This window comes from Sphingobacterium griseoflavum (genome assembly GCF_014653155.1).
GTDB classification, from domain to species: domain Bacteria; phylum Bacteroidota; class Bacteroidia; order Sphingobacteriales; family Sphingobacteriaceae; genus Sphingobacterium; species Sphingobacterium griseoflavum.
In genome coordinates this window covers 96,685-114,384 of the sequence record NZ_BNAF01000013.1, presented here as the reverse complement: position 1 = coordinate 114,384, position 17,700 = coordinate 96,685, and the positions used below count along the sequence as shown (strand labels likewise).

General features: G+C 46.3%; 11 protein-coding genes. 1 reads left to right on the top strand and 10 read right to left on the bottom strand.

The genetic code is table 11. From position 1 onward, the window contains the following. Positions 1-18: 18 nt before the first annotated feature. A complete protein-coding gene (locus IE165_RS16135) occupies positions 19-2,841 on the bottom strand; it encodes a TonB-dependent receptor (RefSeq protein ID WP_189627679.1) in 2,823 nt (940 codons plus the stop codon). A 242-nt stretch (positions 2,842-3,083) separates the two neighbouring features. Between IE165_RS16135 and ku the strand changes: the two genes are divergently transcribed. Then, entirely contained in the window at positions 3,084-3,842 is a 759-nt protein-coding gene (ku, locus tag IE165_RS16130; protein WP_189627678.1) for a non-homologous end joining protein Ku, read from the top strand. Here ku and ligD read toward each other — a convergent pair. From ligD to IE165_RS16085, 9 genes are all read right to left on the bottom strand, one after another. Further along, positions 3,839-6,346, bottom strand: coding sequence for a DNA ligase D (gene ligD, locus IE165_RS16125; RefSeq protein WP_189627677.1), 2,508 nt, complete (start codon positions 6,344-6,346; stop codon positions 3,839-3,841). The two genes, ku and ligD, sit on opposite strands and share 4 nt — an antisense overlap. 73 nt (positions 6,347-6,419) lie before the next feature. Then, positions 6,420-8,141: a patatin-like phospholipase family protein gene (locus IE165_RS16120; protein WP_189627676.1), complete on the bottom strand. Its 1,722-nt coding sequence runs from the start codon at positions 8,139-8,141 to the stop codon at positions 6,420-6,422. A 152-nt stretch (positions 8,142-8,293) separates the two neighbouring features. Further along, a complete protein-coding gene (locus IE165_RS16115) occupies positions 8,294-9,385 on the bottom strand; it encodes a Gfo/Idh/MocA family protein (protein ID WP_189627675.1) in 1,092 nt (363 codons plus the stop codon). Between the two features lie 261 nt (positions 9,386-9,646). Further along, positions 9,647-10,918 carry an aspartyl protease family protein gene (locus IE165_RS16110; RefSeq protein WP_189627674.1) on the bottom strand — a complete coding sequence of 424 codons (1,272 nt, stop codon included), beginning with the start codon at positions 10,916-10,918 and terminating at the stop codon, positions 9,647-9,649. Further along, positions 10,918-12,000 carry an alpha/beta hydrolase gene (locus IE165_RS16105; protein ID WP_189627673.1) on the bottom strand — a complete coding sequence of 361 codons (1,083 nt, stop codon included), beginning with the start codon at positions 11,998-12,000 and terminating at the stop codon, positions 10,918-10,920. The genes IE165_RS16110 and IE165_RS16105 overlap by 1 nt, the downstream gene beginning before the upstream one ends. Continuing rightward, positions 11,993-13,945: a TlpA family protein disulfide reductase gene (locus IE165_RS16100; RefSeq protein ID WP_189627672.1), complete on the bottom strand. Its 1,953-nt coding sequence runs from the start codon at positions 13,943-13,945 to the stop codon at positions 11,993-11,995. The genes IE165_RS16105 and IE165_RS16100 overlap by 8 nt, the downstream gene beginning before the upstream one ends. A gap of 14 nt (positions 13,946-13,959) precedes the next feature. Further along, positions 13,960-15,453 carry a PKD-like family lipoprotein gene (locus IE165_RS16095; protein ID WP_189627671.1) on the bottom strand — a complete coding sequence of 498 codons (1,494 nt, stop codon included), beginning with the start codon at positions 15,451-15,453 and terminating at the stop codon, positions 13,960-13,962. 25 nt (positions 15,454-15,478) lie between these two features. Continuing rightward, the gene (locus IE165_RS16090) at positions 15,479-16,276 is read right to left on the bottom strand and encodes a DUF4843 domain-containing protein (protein WP_189627670.1); all 798 of its coding nucleotides are present in this window, start codon (positions 16,274-16,276) and stop codon (positions 15,479-15,481) included. After that, positions 16,266-17,693 carry a RagB/SusD family nutrient uptake outer membrane protein gene (locus IE165_RS16085; RefSeq protein ID WP_189627669.1) on the bottom strand — a complete coding sequence of 476 codons (1,428 nt, stop codon included), beginning with the start codon at positions 17,691-17,693 and terminating at the stop codon, positions 16,266-16,268. The genes IE165_RS16090 and IE165_RS16085 overlap by 11 nt, the downstream gene beginning before the upstream one ends. Between the last annotated feature and the right edge of the window lie 7 nt (positions 17,694-17,700).

Genomic DNA, 17,700 nt, shown 5'->3' with positions numbered 1-17,700 from the left:
GTATCTGTTATTAATTTTTTATTTGATCGTATAGGTTACGCCAAGCGTACATAACGGCCCTCTGCGATAGCTCATGATCACGTCGTCTACACCGGTATTGATACGTTGATCGCGGTTGGTATCCTGGTAGAAGCGATAGGGTGCATTCAATAAGTCCTGGACGCCAGCCTTGATGCTGAATTTATTGATGTTTTTTGTAAGGGTTAAATCCACTGCATTCCGTGGCAGCTCATAAATAGCCGGAAACTGCACGCTTCCTATAGCGTATATGCGCGGGCCCACAACATTATATGCACCGCTAACCTGCCAGCCGCTTTCTTCATCCTGATAAGCCAAAATTAGATTGGTTAGATAAGGCGATTGCCCTTGCATAGGCCTTATGCGGTCTTGTGCCACCACATCTTCCGACATGCCATAGTCCACTTGCGATTTGATCAGGGAAGCATTGAGGTTGACACTTAGCTTGTCCACAAACGCACTGGTCGTCAGGTCACGGAACGATTTTCTGACTTCTAGTTCTACCCCATAGTTGTAGGCTCCTCCTTGCGCATTCGTAAATGTGAAGGCTGGGTTATCCCCACCCTGCAACAAAATGGCAGCCTCAATAGGGTTTGTAAATTGCTTATAGAATGTACCAAGGCTCAATGTTTCGCCATTGCGTGGATAAAACTCATACCGCAAATCAAAATTATTAATGTTTGCCGTCTGTAAATTAGGATTACCATAACGGCCGGCATCAAACTCAAAGTCGTAGAATAAAAACGGAGCAACCTCTCTAAATTCAGGTCTGTTGACAGTGCGGCCATAACTAGCGCGCAGTTTATGCGCATCGGTAAAAGCATATTCCAAATTCAGGAATCCCAATGGGGAGAATACCGGATTGTTCACATTGACCGGCGTGCCATTGTCCAGTGCCGAGTTTAGGCGTAAGATATTATATTCGGCACGCAGCCCACCGGAGATAAAGAAATTTCCTAAAGGCAACTCAAGCCCGACATAACCTGCCGACAAAAAGTTGGTTGCGTCATAACTATCTCTGGGCGATGTACCCTCCTCTATAATAAAACCGTTCGAACCAAAGTTGTCATTTGCAAAAATTTGATCCAGCGGCAATACTGCATAGGCATCGGTATTGACCCCAGATGCTCCACGATACGAGAAGTAGCGCGAACCAAATTTACGATCGCGGTAGTCTACCATATAGCCAGCTTTCAGTAAGATAGGCGACTCGCTATTTTTATCTCCAATTTGTTGGGTAAAATTTACGCCGTTATTCAAGCCAATTTCGTTCAGATCGCCGTGATAGGTACCGGTTTCCACCAAGTTGGAGCTTGGCGGGATAATCATACGATACACTCCATCACCCGCATTGTCCATCGTCCGGAATCGACGTAGATTGGGCTGTTGCTCATTAAGGTAATTGAAACCAACAACCCAGTTCACCGTCGAGCGGCCTTCGGCAAATCGGTGTGTACCCTCGAGTTGTTCGGAGGCAATGGTACGCGAACGGTATTGATATAAGTAATTTCTGCGGGCATTTTCCCGAAACTGTATGTAGTCGATACCATCCCTAACGAGGTTCACGTTTTCACCAATTTGGTTGAACAGCGACTTCAATTCGATCTTATGGTACGGATTGAACACATAGGTCAAGTTAGCCAATGCACTTACCCTATTTTCTTTTTCATAGCGTTGGTCCGTGTATCGGAAACGAGGGTCCAACGCCGCTGTAGGGTTGGCTTCATCTTGCGTGAGATAACGCGCAAACTCGCGCTCGTAATAAACGAACGATTGGGCGTAATTTAAGGCCGCAAGCATGCTCAAGCGTTGCCCCCCGAAATTCCACACGCGCCCCATGCTGGCCCCGAAGTTTATATCGGGCATGGCCGTCATTTGCCGTGTGCTTAGGTCGTTATTCAGCATTTGAGGTGCAGACACGCGAAGCGGATCATTGAGCGACGAATTGCGCAGTGTATTGGTTGAAGGGAACGCATTGGGCAACGGCCTATTCGAATTATCGAAGCCTAAAAAATCTGTACCTGAAATACGGTTGTAGACATACGGTTTAAAGGTTGTCCCGACGCGATAATTGGATCCCAACGAAAAGGAAGTGAAATTTTCAGTGGCAGGAGCACTCGTAAACACCCGGATCAACCCTCCTGAAAAATCACCCGGATTCTCTGGCGAGCCAGATTTATTGATCAGGATCCTATCCAAGACGTTGCTCGGTATCAAATCAAAGGAAAATGTTCGTCGATCTACCTCAGAGCTCGGTGCGATCACGTTATTGAACATCACTTGGTTATATCGTTCAGGCAAACCGCGCACAACAACAAAACGGTTATCAACGATCGTCAAGCCTGGCACACGACTCAGCACTTGACCGGCGTCGCGATCTTGCGACATTTTGATTTGCTGCTGTGAAATACCATTGACGACTTGATGCGCCTTCTTCATCTCACTGATGACCGCATTTTGCGTATTCGATAATCTTCTAGCATCGACAACCACCGCATCAATTTCTTCTCCTTCCCGCTCAAGGACAAGGTCCAGTGTCAAAATTTGGTCGGCCTGCAAAACAACATCCCGCACCAACAACTTTTGATAACCGATAAAGGATAACTCGACATCATAAGTACCAGCTTCCACGGCTTGCAGCGTAAATGTACCGTCGTTTCCTGTGGAGGTCCCAACGGGTGTATTTTTTATACCCACGGTAACGCCCGCGATGATATGCCCCGCGGACGCATCGGTAACCTTACCTTTAATAACCCCTGTTTGTCCCAAACAAAAACTGATCGATAACGCAGCAAAAACAAACAAAAGCAATGTTGTTTTCATGAAAAATGTTTTATTTAATATCACGGCTCAAAAGTAAAGTTGATATATTACCAATATGTTAACAAAGCGTTATGAAATCAATATTTCTCCAAGCTTAAAGACGACCTGCTATATCAAAAGAAAAATTAACTTAAAAACCAACCCATTGCAGATCCGCATCGGCCGAAAGTCCATTTTTAGCGGCCAATGAGCATTAGGGAAATCTAAATGGGTTCAAACGTGTTCTACTAAAAAAAAGTGTTATGCGCGCAATATGGACCGGAGCTATCGGGTTTGGTTTGGTCAACATCCCGATTAAGATATTTAGTGCAATCCAAACGAGTCAGTTGGATCTGGATATGCTGGATAGAAAAGACCTATCCAATATACGCTACAAGCGGATCAATGATAAATCGGGCAAAGAGGTGCCCTGGGACAATATCGTGAAAGGTTATTTCCTGAAGGACAAGTATGTGGTGTTGGAAGAAGCAGATTTTGAAGATGCTTTGCCCGAGAAAAATAAAATGATAAACCTGCAAACTTTCGTTAAGGAGCGGGACATTGACAGCATCTATTTCGATACGCCCTACTATTTGGAGCCACAAAAAGGGGGCGAAAAAGCGTACTCCCTGCTCTATAAATCCCTGGAAAAAACTGGCCACGTAGGCTTAAGCACCTTTGTGATGCGAACCACAGAAAACCTAGCGATCGTCCGCCCCTATGAGGGTATGCTGTTGCTGAACAAATTACGTTTTGAGGAGGAAATACGAAGCAGCAGCGATCTAAAGGTGCCTAACAGCCGTATTGCAAAGACAGAGATGGATATGGCTGTCAAGCTGATCAAACAAAACAGCTCCGACTTCGATATATCCGGCTACCGTAACGAGTACAGCAAAGAATTGATGAAAATCATCAAGAAGAAAGCTCAGGGCAAACGTGCTACCATTCGTAAAATCAACGTGGACAAAGAACATACGAGAGCCTCGGAGCTGCTTGCAAAACTCAAAGCAAGTTTGGGTTAAAAAGCAGCTATTGCTTTTTTTAGATCGGCCGGCTCATCGAAAATCGTAGCCCAAGGATCTTCCCGGGCGGCGACGCGTGCGAGCACGGATGCCATCGTAAACTGTTGTATACTTAAATCCTCATTTACCTCCGACCAATCCAAGGGCGTGGAAACCGTGGCGAATGCTTTCGGACGAACAGAGTAGGGTGCAACAATAGTTTGTGCACGTTTGTTCTGCATATAATCGAGGTAAATTTTCTTTTTTCGCTTTATTGGCGATCGTTCAAGACTGGTGACTTGCGCGTGTTCTTCATGCAGCAGCTCTGCCAGCATCTGTATGAAATCCCGCACCACTTCGAATGTATATTTTTGAGCAAGATAGATGTAAATATGCAATCCTGTGGAGCCAGAGGTTTTGACGTAGCTTCGCACACCTACATCCATTAAGATGTCATGGGCCGTATTCGCAACGGACACGACGGTTTTAAAATCGACACCATTTGGATCAATGTCCAACACGCCAAATACCGGATTGTTTTTCTTTCGGTAAGTGGCCAGCCAGGGATTTATCTCTATGGATCCCATATTGGCAACCCAAAGCAGCGTTGGCAGATCGTTGCATAACAAGTAATTGACCGTGTTCCCTGTAGACTCGGATTCCAGCTCTACCGTTTTCAACCAACGCGGCCCGGTGTTCTTGTCGACGTCTTTCTGAAAAAAACCAGGCTGTTCAATGCCGTTTGGAAAGCGGTTCATGGATATGGGTTTATCCTTCAGATAGGGCAACATGAGTTGGCCAACCTGTTCATAATATGCTAGGAGATCGCCTTTCCGAACATTTTCTTTCGGCCAGTATAGTTTCTTTTGATTAGAGAGTTGAAGTATTTTTTTACCGAATCGAACTTCCCTATCGTTGGTCATTTCCTCTAGCGGCGTTACCTTTTTAATCTCTTCCATCTTTTTGTCTGTCCGTAATGCTTTAAACACAGGGTGACGTAAATGCCCGTCCGTTGTCCACTCGGCATAGGCGATTTCTGCTATAAGGGCAGGTTTCACCCAGGTCACATGCTTTTCGTTGGCGACCTTAATTTCACTTGAAAGCGGCTTTTTCTGGCGCACGATTTTCTTGAGCTTTTGCATCAAATCGGCGAGTTGGTCGTCGTGGAAGCCTGTGCCCACATTTCCGATATGGCGTAGGCTGCCGGCATCGTCAAATACGGCAAGCACCAATGCCCCAAAACCAATACGACTGCCACTGGGTGCGGTAAATCCCACAATAATTGCTTCCTGTGATTGCTGCACTTTAAGCTTACGCCAAAAAGTAGAACGTTTTGCAGCTAGATATCGGCTATCGGCCTGTTTGGCCATGATGCCTTCCCACCCGGCCCGCTTAGCTTGCTGCAATGCCTTCTCGGCAGGCCCATCCAACTGTGGTACCAGCCGGATTTCGGGCTGCGCAAACTTGGCAAACCATCGCTGCAGCAGATCTCGGCGCGCGCTGAAAGGAAACTCCCGCAAATCATTGCCGTCGAGCATCAACAGGTCAAAAACATAGTATCGCAGCTTGAACTTTGCCGGTAAGGGTTCACCGTGCTGTAGTAGTTGAAAGTGGGAACGGGCTTTACTGTCTTCCGCGACAATCTCCCCATCTAGGATCAGGGTCCTATCAACTGCTTTTAAACTTTCCGCTAAAGAGGGAAATTGTTTATTGAAATGTACGCCGTTGCGAGAGTGAATTTGCACGTCTTTCTTGGTAACCTCCACCAGCGCACGAAAGCCATCCAACTTTTTTTCAAAAATCCAGTCCGTGTCATCAGATACACCGGTAGACAACACGGCCAGCATGGGCGAAAACACATCATTGGATGCCATTGCATCCTTCGGCGGCGATTCCTTGCGCCCATCGCCTTTGCGCTTGGCTGTCTTGCCTTTCCCTTTTTTTTCGCTTTCTTGCGCTCGAAATAATTCCCCCTCCTCTTTTACTTTCAGGCTAACTTTATCTTCGGCATGATATTCCTCTTGTACCGCATACCGATCATTATGCTTGATTAGTAGCCAAGCATTTTCTTCGTTGCTGTTATTGATCCGTACCAGTGCAAATTCGCCCCGCAGCTTTTTCCCGTGAAGCACCACTTTGATGTGACCACGCTCCCAAGCATCCAGCAGCTCTTGCTCGCCATCGCCTTTTTCCAAGGCCGTGTAATACCCCTTATCGAAGATAGATACCGTACCAAATCCGTAATTTCCTTTTGGGATTTCGCCTTCGAATGTCCGATAGCGCAGTGGATGATCTTCCACCATCACGGCCAAGCGCTTATCCTGAGGGTTTAATGAAGGTCCTTTGGGCACCGCCCAACTTTTTAAGACGCCTCCCATCTCTAACCTGAAATCATAATGTAGCCGTGAGGCATGGTGCCGCTGCACCACGAAGCGCAGCTTGCCCGCTTTCCGTGCTGCCGAACCCCGTGGTTCTTTTGTTTTATCAAAATTCCGCTTGGCGTTATATTCCGATAGTGGTGACATATCCGTTAAACGAGGAAACAAGTGCATTGGTTTTGCAGACGCACACATTTCGTTGCCCATTTTGCATTCAGCTCTAATCCAGCTGCCCGTTCTCGCTTAGTTCTTTCAGCATCATATCGCTTATTTTATCTGCCAACCGGCGACGTAGAAAAAGACGATTCAAAGCCCTAAACCAAAAGTTTCCAACCACACCGTTCAGGACGGATTCCAAACGACTGCGGATTGCCGTTCGGTATCGCCGGTTAAATTCAATCGCGGCCATTCGGGGAAAATCGAGGTAATCCAGCTGCGCATCTTCACCAAACTGCGCTTTGTTCACTTCATTGGTACGCGCTTTCAGGACGCGAATGTCGGGTATGATGGGAAACAACCGCGCACTATGCACGTCAAACCGCTGTTCATAAATCGCGAAGCGTTCCAATGCCTGTTCATGCGGATCCGTCCCAAACTTATGTTGCACATCAGCTACCGGAACCATAAAATAATAACGTAAGAACGCTTGGCAGTTTAATCGTCCCAGGTGGTAATCATGTACCCGAAAGGGTCGGTGCAAAAACCCGGCAAATCCGCTGAAAGGTGCAGAGGCCAAGTGGTTTTTCACGGCACATACCACTTTCCCCAGCTTCATTTTTCGCACAGGTTCTACAAGAAATTTCGTATGGTCTCGTCCCTCAATGGCATCCAATATGCCCTCTTGATTGAACATGGCTTGGTTTCGAAGCGACTTGAACATGCCTTTCGCTACGTTAATTAAATCCGGACGTGGATTTTCGCCATCCAGCTGGGGGTCGCAATTGGGAAACGGATCGATCATGACCACGGCATAGCGATCTGCTAAATTTGGTGTTTTCTCGCGCAACACGCTCAGGCCTATGGCAAACGGCTCATTATTGATCAATCCTCCATCGATCGAATTAAAACGGTACAGGCGGTCGGTATCCACCAAGGGTTTAACCCCTTCCCGATCGCCAAAAAGATACTTGGGATAGCGCTTGACAAATTCGCCGGATATGGCCACCTCCCGCGACTTAAAGCCGATGGGAAATGCCGCCGTGCTCAATGTAGCCTCTTTCAGATATTGCAAATGCTTTGCGTCTTGGAGATCGAGGACATAGTAAAGCGCGTCACCGGCGGGGATGCCGGGTTCCTTATTTTCCTGAGCTACCTGATACCGGAAAAACCCCGCATGACTGGTAATGACGGGACCGGCTTTTTTCACACCTCTAAAATCAATTTGAAAATTGATGCCCCGCAAGTTGGTGGTCGTTAATATAAGATCTAGATCAGGTGCAATATAAGCGGGGTAAGGCACGGGGCTATCCAATTGCAGCGCGCTGTCAGCAATCGCATCGATTGGGTCGACATTGAGCAGCCCTTCCGGTTTTTCCCCTTTCTGCAGCTTCTTCAGATCACTTTTTGCGAGCATCTTTTCGAATATACCTCCCTGCTCATCGTCGCCCATATTAACCCAGCTTTGATAAAACCTGTTACGCTCTCCCGTCGGATTGTCTTTATTGACGGGTCGATAAGATGCATCCACGAGATTCAGCATCGCCAAGGCACCGGTTATGCCTCCCGCAGATGCTCCGCTGATCACGTCTATTTCCACGTCATGCATGGGCAAGCTGTCATCGTAATCGGCATGGCCAATGCCCAACGTTCTATTTTTTTGCTTTGCTTTCTCCCACAAATCCAGCGTTTCCAATAAATAATCCACAACTCCGGCAGTAAATGCGCCTGCAGACACCGCTCCCGCCATCGTCAAGCAGATTTTGAATTTCTGTTTTTCAACCATAACCTTGTGTTTTTTAACAAATAAAGCGAGTCTGTTTAATCACAAAGCAATATAGTAAAACAAAAAAGAACCAACAATTATAACTTAAAAATAATCATGACCTAATGAAAAATTAACATCGCGACTGGTTGGCCAAGATTTGTCCAGCTTAGCTATTGCGCTAAATAAATAGTTTTATGCTGTGCAGCAGATTGCTGCGCAGCATCGAGAATGGCTACTGCCGTCAGGTTGACCGTTAAGCCATAGCAATCGTGCTGATCCAGCAGGAGCCTTCCCTGCACTACGGCTGCCAGCACAGCAAACGGATCATCGAACGGCGGCTTTCGGGCCGTTAACTTCGTCGTTTGCTCGTTTTCGCGTTCGTTGGTGCGGTACCTCAGGGTGGTCGCATCAGAGGCAATAGCATAACCCTTCGTGCCATATATTTCCATATCTTTCCGAGAAAACGGCCAGTTCCATGATGCCTGAATGATGCATTGGGCCGTAGGATATTGCAATATGATGGACGCTTCGTCGTCCACCTCGGCGTAAATAACCGGCTTATTCTGCTGCACCACGGCGGTAACAGAAATCGGCTTTTGTCCGGCCATGAGCCAAGTCATCAAATTGGCGCCATAGCAGCCAAAATCAATCAATGCTCCAGCACCATTTTTATCGGGATCGACCAGTATCTGGAAAAACTCCTTGCTTACCCCTATTTCCTTTGGCCCTTGGTGGCCGTCGTTTACCATAACTTTACGTATGTCGCCCAGCTCGCCTGCGTCAAGCATATACTTTGCCTGCTGGTTGCTTTCATACCAAGATGTTTCAAAATTTGTCAATACCTCGATGTTGTGGACATCGGCCAGATGCGCGATCTCCAGCGCATCATTCAACTTAGTGGCCAATGGTTTCTCGACCATAACATGGATCTTCTTGGGTGCACAGGCGCGAACCACCGCGACGTGATCGTTGACAGCACCAAATGCCGACACCGCATCCGGCGTTACTTCCGCTAGCATATGTTCCAAATCGGTATAAAAAAGCGACTTATCGAGATGGTATTTGTTTGCGTAACGATTGATTAGTTCGGGATTTGTTTCAAATATACCCACCAGCTGTATGTCGGTCTTATCTTTTCTATGGAAAATCCAGTCGACATGTCCATGACTTAGTCCGGCAATAGCGAGTTTGAGAGGTGTCTGCGCCAGTACAACACTGGAAAACAAAGTGAATACAATACTTAAAATACTTGATCTTACCATTTTTTTAGCGTTTACACGTCCCGATCCCTCCCAATATAAAAAGAAAGAATAGCGTACGGTTCAAGTTAATAGCGGCAGCAAGATAGTCATATTTTTACTATATAGGATAGTTCGCGGCTATGTAACAAGCACAGAGCTGCTTTTCATGCACTTAAATAGGCGGCAATACCCAGGATAGGCCGTCATTTTGAGGCGGCGCAGGTAGGGCAACACGCCTCAAACGACGGCTAGAAACTTTAGAAAATGATGTTGGTTGTGGGCTTAATAGAACACTATTTCTCCCTTATTGTAATTCAAAGTCACCTTATACTGGTTTAGAAAGGGTGCACCAAGCAATCCTTCTATAGGTAGCGCATGCTCCCCGGCACCAGCCCCGATAGCCTGGTCAGTGAACACCGTGTACATATCTTGTAAGAGCAGGCCAGCAACCTTTGCTTGCTTCAGGTTCGCTGTTTGGCTACTTTGCGGCAAAGCACCAGCACCTGCAATGGATACCTGTTCGTTTAGATAGGCAATGGCGGATTGTATTTGGTTGGCCATCTCCGTCTTCAAAAGGTTAGCATTTGCTCCGCAATCGATTCCTAGCGGAACAACTTTTCCGGCGATTTCAAGATCCACAATAGGTATATGCCGTTTGAGGGTCAGTGCGGCTTTGCCTTTCGGAGCGCCGTGGTTAAAAGAAAAGCCTGTCAAATCGCCCTCCTCACCCACCTTTTCCAGAAAAAGTTCTTGGTTTTTGTAATCAAAAGTTATTTGGTAATCGTCGTATATACCCGCTCCCATCAGTCCGAATATAGCTACATTGCCAACATCCATATCGCCCGATGTAGATACGGGAGCATCAAAACCATCCAGCTGCATGCCTCCCAGCGATAGGCTATTGCCAGTGGACCATTTAATATCCTGCATTGCTCCGCCCACACCTGTGAAATCAACGGCTATATTGCTATTGATGTTCTGCGTAGGAACGTATTTACCCTGAAGGATCAAAACAGGCGCACCGTTATCAAACATAAAAAACCCATCTTTACCATTCAGCACCGCAGGCACATAGATCAGGTTGTCTTTTAACTTAAACGGTATTCTTACCGTATCCGGGCGGGTAGCCTGAACAAGGGCCTTTTTTAACGCTTGTTCGGGCTCTGCCACCTCCCTGCGGTGTACGATACCTAAATTGACAAGCTTTAGATCATCGTTGAACGTGAGTGTGGGATTGCCCTTTCGGCCCGAAGCGTAGGTAGACGCTACGTGAATCCGGAGATCACCATTTGCTTGCCGTTCACGATCGGCAATACGGTAATCAACTATCGGACTAAAATTTGCAAGTATCTGGGGCAATACACCTGCATTGTCCAACGGCGGGAGGTTACCAATGCGGCAGGAGTCCGCCATCTCCGCCAAAAGGAGCCTGCTCTCCTTTTTGTTGATCAACTGGATAATATAATCAATTTTTGCATCATCGGGTTTCACCTGTCCGGACGAAAGCGTCAGGCATAAGCTAGCCGCTACGATTAATATAAAGTTTTTCGCCATTAGGATTTTGTTACTGTCCTTATCCAATCAACTATTTTCGCTAACGTCGATGAGGGAATAGCTCCCAAGCTAGCATATTCGCTCGGTTGGCAGGTCTCACAATGTTGCAGCAAGTGGTTCGTGCTCTCCAGCAAATACGTGGTTACCTTTTGGTGTCGTCCCGCCATCGTGTACTGTTGCCAATTGTTGAGATTTTCAGGTAGGACAAAAGTGTCTCTATCGCCGTTGATCGCAAGGACGGGGACGTCAATCTGGCCTAAGACCATTTCCGCATTGTACCGGACAAAATATCGATACCAAGGGCCTGTCGCGTGGTTGACATAGGAATACAACGGAAAGCGAAACATATCACGATCGATGCCCAGCGACTGGAAATAGACATCATCTTTAAGCTTCCAATCATTGTAGGTCGTTTCCAACATAGACTTCAAAGAATCTGAATGGGCATACTGGTAAGCGACGGAGAACATCAACCGGTTGATTTCATTGGACCTTTTTTTATCGATAGCGGATAATTTAGATGAATTGACCAAACTTTCGTTTTGCACAAACAACGATTCCAATCCATTGGTAGCTAAGCCCGCTAGGCTAACCAAAAATTTGACATCTGCACATTGCGCCGCTGCAATAGCAATGGCGGCTCCACCTTCACTGTGTCCAAGAAGACCAATTTGTGTCGTATCAACAGCGGGGTACGATTTTAAGAACTGTACGGCTTCCAGTGCATCCATAGCAAAGTTTCTGGTCGTTGCCTGGCTATAAACGCCCGTCGTCTGGCCTACACCGCGATCATCCATCCGCAACACCACATATCCGCTTTCGCTTACATACGCTGCGATCTGTTCGAAGAACGGGTGACCGGCCATCGTACCATTACGATCTTGTGGGCCGGTGCCCGATACGATCACTACTGCGGGGTAACGACCTTTTTTTTGCGGGGAAGTTATTGTCGCGCCAAAAGTAATGGTATCTTTCTGCGCCTTGAAGATCACATCTTCTGTTTTCAAAACCTGTGCTGCGGAAGAGTGGGCAGCTGTGATCAAACAAGCGATGCACAACAGCTTTAGCAAGCTACTAACCATTGTTCTGCTCCTCCTTGATCAATCTAACCATTTCAATAATCTCGTCTGCCAGTTCGGAGGTACTGCCCATATAACCAACCTCAGAAAAGCGAAGCTTGCCGTCCGGACCGATGACGATCTTATGTGGAATGGCTGAAACGCCCGAAGCTTTGGAAATTTTGCTATCGCCATCCAGCAGCACCGTAAAGGGATAGTCATTTTCTTGCATGTACTTGCTGACGTACGCTTTCATATCCGCTTTGCGCTCTTGCGTATCGATGAAATAGAAGACGACATTCGGATCTTCTTTAAAGTGCTGTACGGCTATTTTCATACCCGGGAAAGCAGCTTTACAAGGTGCGCACCACGAGGCCCAAAAATCCAGCACTACCGTCTTTCCCTTTAGGGCGGAAAGCTTTACCACGTTGCCATACTGATCCTTCAGTGTGAAATCGGGAAAATCCTTGCGGACAATCAGTCTCTTCACCTTGTCCTTTAATTCGGATTCCTTATCAGCATCGCGCAATGACGCGAGGTAGTCGTCATAGCCTTTTTCTGTGCCGGCCTTGGCTACATAATGCTGCTTGAGCAGCTCTAGGATATGCGTAGAGCTTTGGTTAACAGCGTAGCTTTTCTCGATGGCTAGTTGAACTTGCGTATCTTCAGACAAACCTTCAAGTACCTTAACGTAGGTATCGTTCAAATCGGCACTTTTATAATTCGTCGTGCTTTGCGCAGCCGACGCGTATTCAAACGCTTCGTCATACAGTTTATTTTCTAACAGAATCTTCGCAAATAGTGCCGCATTTGAGTAATAAATAGAAGCGTATTGATCGTCGTCATACTTATTTTTAAAAAAATTTACTCTGTCCATGACGACTTTTGCATAGGGTAGTATTTCTTCTGCGGTTACGGTGTTTTGGGAGATGTAGGGTACAGAGATAGATCGATACACGATTTGTCCAAAAGCTTCATAAGGCTCGGCAGCACCAATATACTTGGTATACGTTTTCAAATCCTTGTTCAAACTGCTGTATACAGAAATTATCCAATAGGCGTTCGTGTAATTAATGCGATTGCGATTATTAAAAGGTAGATCTGCTTCTTTATAAGGATGCTTATCGATAAAGTTTGTTGCTGCAGCCAATCGATCCGCATCCGTTTTTGCTGCCTGTATGCGATTGAAATCAGCAAGTCGTTGTTGATCTGCGGCAAATTGTCCCGCTGGAAATAGCCGCAGAATTTTCTGTTGGATATCTTCCGCTTTACCACGATCTCGCAATATGTCTTGGTATACGTGTAGTATGATGAGCCAATCCTGCTCTTTTAGATCAGGCATTTCCTGCAAGGTGTTCAGTTCCTTCTGCAGGTTTGCGAGCGATTTCTCGGTGTTCAACGCTTTTAGTGCAGCGGCAGCCGTAGGCAGCACTTTAAAGCGGTTTTCAGGATGGTCGCGCAATTCATACTTTACCCACATCAAGAGAATTTCCGCGTCTTTAAAGGCGGTCGAATCGACCACGTTTGGCACGCCATCAACGAGATGTGGCGCTCTGATGGCGCCCCATGCTAGCTTCGCGCCCGACATCTGTCCACCTGCGGGATCGGCAAAAATATAAGCGTATGTATCTGCTCCGCCATTATCTTTTTCCTTGTCCGACTCAAATACGGCGGTCATCAAACCCAGATTGGGAGGTAGCACATATTTTGCCGACCAAACCGAATCATCTTTCGTAAATTTGATTGTGGTTCGATTCCAGGTAAAATCCGCAAAGAGCACGAGTTCTGCCCGTATGCTTTTTGCATCCCTTAAGTTGGTTTTGCGCGCGTCATAGTGTAGGGTAACCGTATCTTGCGGTTTGGGAATTTCAGGGGTTACGCTGAAGATTTTGCTTTGTGCATCGACTGCGGTCGGTTGCAAACATAGTAGCCCTAGGGCTACCATGAATGACATATATGTTATACGCATAGGTATTCTTTTTTTTATAAAACTTTAGTGGCTAGATCAATTACTTTACCATCGATTTCAAATACATTGGCTGGGGTGCTGTTGATGATTCCGGAAGTCTCATTGATGGAAAGCTCATAAACTTTTCCATTTGTTCCGTTATAAGTCGCAACATAGAGGATTCGCTCTTCACGATCCAATAAACCTGTCCTTGGACGTGGCCGATAATATTTCATAGCTGTTATCTCTTCTCCTGCAGGAACGCTAAAAGCTATATTTGCAGCCCCATTATTGTAGGTATAATTATAGATTTTTGTCTTTGTAGCATAGTAGGCATACGATGCTAATCCACTTGCCTGGTAAAATTGGGCTTGCTCGATTTCCGGGAGGCTGGTCATGTCGAAACGGTTTACAGCCAACCGCCCATTATCGAAGGTATTGTTAAAGTTGGTTACATACAACCACCTGCCGGAGCCTGCTTTATCTTTAAAAAAGCTGTAGGTGTTGCCTCCGGCTCCGCCGGTCATAAACAACATGTCCTTGCCAATATTTCGTAGGTCAAATGGCTGTTCGTTATCGGCCGGCGCCTGAAAGTCAATGACAGCTAAGCTTGCCGGTACGAAACGAACGAATCTAGATCCAATTTCGTCGTAGCCAACACCTGCATACGTCGATGTGGTATTCTCGGAGAGAAATGGTGCGAGACTATAATTACCCGTACCTGGCCCTCCAAACTTTGCATCCAGTTCGGCCGTACTGTTATTCACGTGAAAGCGACCGTTGTTGATGAGTACTTCGTAATAACCAATCGAGTAAACGTAAGCCTGCGGAGCTATCTGCGTGCTGTTTCTTCTAAACATATCCAGTTGTTCCCTGATAAAGGAGAAATCTGTTCCACTGAAGCGGTATATATGATTTTCTGTACCAACCGTGATCCAATTTACAGCAGAAAATCTGGAAGCCCAGATAAATTTTGGCTTGCCGGTTAATGCTTGACCGTAAGAGGCACTAAACAGCTGTTTCAAATGCGTAGCGGATGCATTTGTACTGGACTGCAGTGGCGATTTCAACAAATCGATATCACCTCCGTTGGCGTTCTCATAAAGTGCCAACATACCGTACTCCATGTTGGCAGACACGGCTACATCAAAAAGCACATTGGTTTTGAGCTTTGTTGTCATATCGGTGACGACAAGCTCCAAGTAGTAGTTGCCAACTGCTTCGCCAATCACCGCATCTAGGTTCAACGTGGTAGACAGCACCCTGACTGTTGGCACAACACCAGACACGATATTCCTGCTGTAGAACAGCCATTCATATGCAACTTGATGGCCTGCCGGGATATTAACTTTAGGTTGTAACTGCATATTCGAGTACCGTAGCACTGATTTTGCACCACCTATACCTGTCGTATCAATCGTTGTTTGCTCTACGGTACGGTAGTCGTAATTGCCGAGATCTTTTTTACATCCATAGATGAAGCAGAATAGCAATAGTATATAGCTTATTTTATAAACTTTCATTGTCATGATTTACTTCAAGTTTTTCATTTTTTTAAAAGGAAATAGGCATCCCCGTTATTTCATCGATGATGGGGTTGCCCGGATTTGCTCGATTATAGGCTTGGAGGGCTTCGGTAAGCTGCGCCTTAAAATCCAGCATGGCCGCATAGGTGTATTCACCGGGCACTAATGGACAACGGGCGCAGGTTTGCAGATTAAAATCGGCTATCCCCAGCACATCGATTATAAAGCGGTATTTTGCTTCGCTATACGCACCAAAAATGTACACAATACCAAAATTGGGCGTATCCCAATTTCCGGGTTTACTAATTTTATCTGACCAAGTAAACGTAAATCGATCATCCTCAATCACGCCAACCTTGAAATCTGGCGTTTCGGCAATGGTAAGGTTCAGCAACATGTCCGTAGTTTTACTTCGCTCCGTACGATACAGAATGATAGGCAGATTGCCTACGACCTCGCCGGCAGGGATTAAGCCCGGGATAAAGTCGTAATCAACGCCTTCAACGGCATTTGTACCTTCTGCAATAGCTTGTCCCAATGTAAATCGGTCATGCGCAGCAGGGTTGCCCATGGTTTTCACTTTGATAAATACCGTATCTCGGGTAACGGTGGATGGTTCTAAAAGAAACGAGAACGACCGATTGGTGATCCGCGTTTGTTGAGGATCATTTTGGCGTTCGAAAAAATATATACGTGCGTCCTGCTCGTAGGCTGCGTCAAGTGGCTTTTCACAGCTGGAGAGCAAAAGTAAAACGATCGCCGCAATCGCAAAAATGGTTGTATTTGTATAATTAAAGAAGTTCATGGCATGCCAATTATTGTCCATAAATTAGTTCATTGTCCGGAAGGGGTAGCACGTATGTACTTTCACTCATGGGAATTGCCAACCCCGGTATCGCCGTGATGTTTTTCCGCTTAAAAAAGTAAAACACCTGTCCTTCGCTAAAAAATTCTCTGCGGTATTCCAAGGCGAGTTCGTTTTGAATCTGCGCCGCGGTGAGTGTTGAACTGAGCGCTTCAATATTCCGATTGGCACGTACTTCATTCAGGTAATCCACCGCTGCCGATGGTTGCGTTTCTGCCAAGCATTCGGCAGCGATATAATACATCTCTGACTTGCGCAGTATAGGCATTCGGTTCGTAAAACCGCCAAATGCCCCCTCAGGCTGTGTCAATTTTATGGAGTAATACCTTGCTGTCCCCAATATGTTTTGTGCCACATACCGGGCCCGATAATCCAGATCAACATTGAAAAGATTTGTAAACTCGCTGGAAAACTCTAAAAGACTACCAGGACTGTCGGGATCGAACCTCGTATTGGCTCGGAGACCTAAACGTGTTGCAGCCAACTCGAAGATCAGCTCTTGCGTAAAGATCTTGTTGCGGGATGTTTCGGTCGCGGTAGCGATTTCTCCGGCAGAGGTCCAAGGAAAGAGGCCACTCTCTATAACACTGCGTGCCGCTAACAGCGCTTTCTCCTTATCACCGGCATAAAGGTAGACACGCGCCTGCAAAGCTTTCACGGCAAAATAATTAAATTTATAGTTGCGCGAACGCAAATATGTTGTTGCGTATCCCTCGTTTCCAGGAACAATGGGATCGCCCTGCAACAGTTCGTTTTCAGCGACCAGCAGATCTTCGATAACATGCGCAAGAAGCTGGGTCGTTGTCAAGCGTGGTTTCACCACGATACCCGTCGTATCCATGTAGGGAATAGCGCGCTTCGTGGCGCCCTCAGCCAACATAGACGATGCATAAAGGCGAGCCAGATCAAAATGCACCATAGCACGCAAACCATAAGCTTCGCCGCGGATGACATGGTAGTTGCTGCCCGAAAACAAAGACTGGCCCCGTTGGTTGATGTTCCCGATCAAGTTGTTGAGATTGGCTATCGCGTTATACATCTTGGAAAATATTTGCGCCGATGTATTGATAAACTGCTCTTCCGAATAATTATATGTTGAAGCGCCGTAATAATTCTGCGACTGCGTGAAAGGCTTATATTGGCCAGATAGTACGTCAACCAAGCCATATGTCAACTCCTGTCCATAAAGGATCGAGTCCTGTAAGGATATATAAACTCCGGTAAGCGCATCTTGAAAACCGGCTTCACTTTCAAAAACAACATCGGATTCAATCTCCGTCTGCGGTTTGATATCCAGCCACTTTTCGCAGGAAGACAGGATCGAAACCAATACAAGGAGAATTCCTGCACTTATCTTGGTATTATGTATATTTTTCATGTTTATT

What these genes read in the sequence shown, in the direction of transcription:
- IE165_RS16135 (WP_189627679.1), bottom strand. Translation starts at nt 2,841, where the DNA reads ATGAAAACAACATTGCTTTTGTTTGTTTTTGCTGCGTTATCGATCAGT.
- ku (WP_189627678.1), top strand. Translation starts at nt 3,084, where the DNA reads ATGCGCGCAATATGGACCGGAGCTATCGGGTTTGGTTTGGTCAACATC.
- ligD (WP_189627677.1), bottom strand. Translation starts at nt 6,346, where the DNA reads ATGTCACCACTATCGGAATATAACGCCAAGCGGAATTTTGATAAAACA.
- IE165_RS16120 (WP_189627676.1), bottom strand. Translation starts at nt 8,141, where the DNA reads ATGGTTGAAAAACAGAAATTCAAAATCTGCTTGACGATGGCGGGAGCG.
- IE165_RS16115 (WP_189627675.1), bottom strand. Translation starts at nt 9,385, where the DNA reads ATGGTAAGATCAAGTATTTTAAGTATTGTATTCACTTTGTTTTCCAGT.
- IE165_RS16110 (WP_189627674.1), bottom strand. Translation starts at nt 10,918, where the DNA reads ATGGCGAAAAACTTTATATTAATCGTAGCGGCTAGCTTATGCCTGACG.
- IE165_RS16105 (WP_189627673.1), bottom strand. Translation starts at nt 12,000, where the DNA reads ATGGTTAGTAGCTTGCTAAAGCTGTTGTGCATCGCTTGTTTGATCACA.
- IE165_RS16100 (WP_189627672.1), bottom strand. Translation starts at nt 13,945, where the DNA reads ATGCGTATAACATATATGTCATTCATGGTAGCCCTAGGGCTACTATGT.
- IE165_RS16095 (WP_189627671.1), bottom strand. Translation starts at nt 15,453, where the DNA reads ATGACAATGAAAGTTTATAAAATAAGCTATATACTATTGCTATTCTGC.
- IE165_RS16090 (WP_189627670.1), bottom strand. Translation starts at nt 16,276, where the DNA reads ATGGACAATAATTGGCATGCCATGAACTTCTTTAATTATACAAATACA.
- IE165_RS16085 (WP_189627669.1), bottom strand. Translation starts at nt 17,693, where the DNA reads ATGAAAAATATACATAATACCAAGATAAGTGCAGGAATTCTCCTTGTA.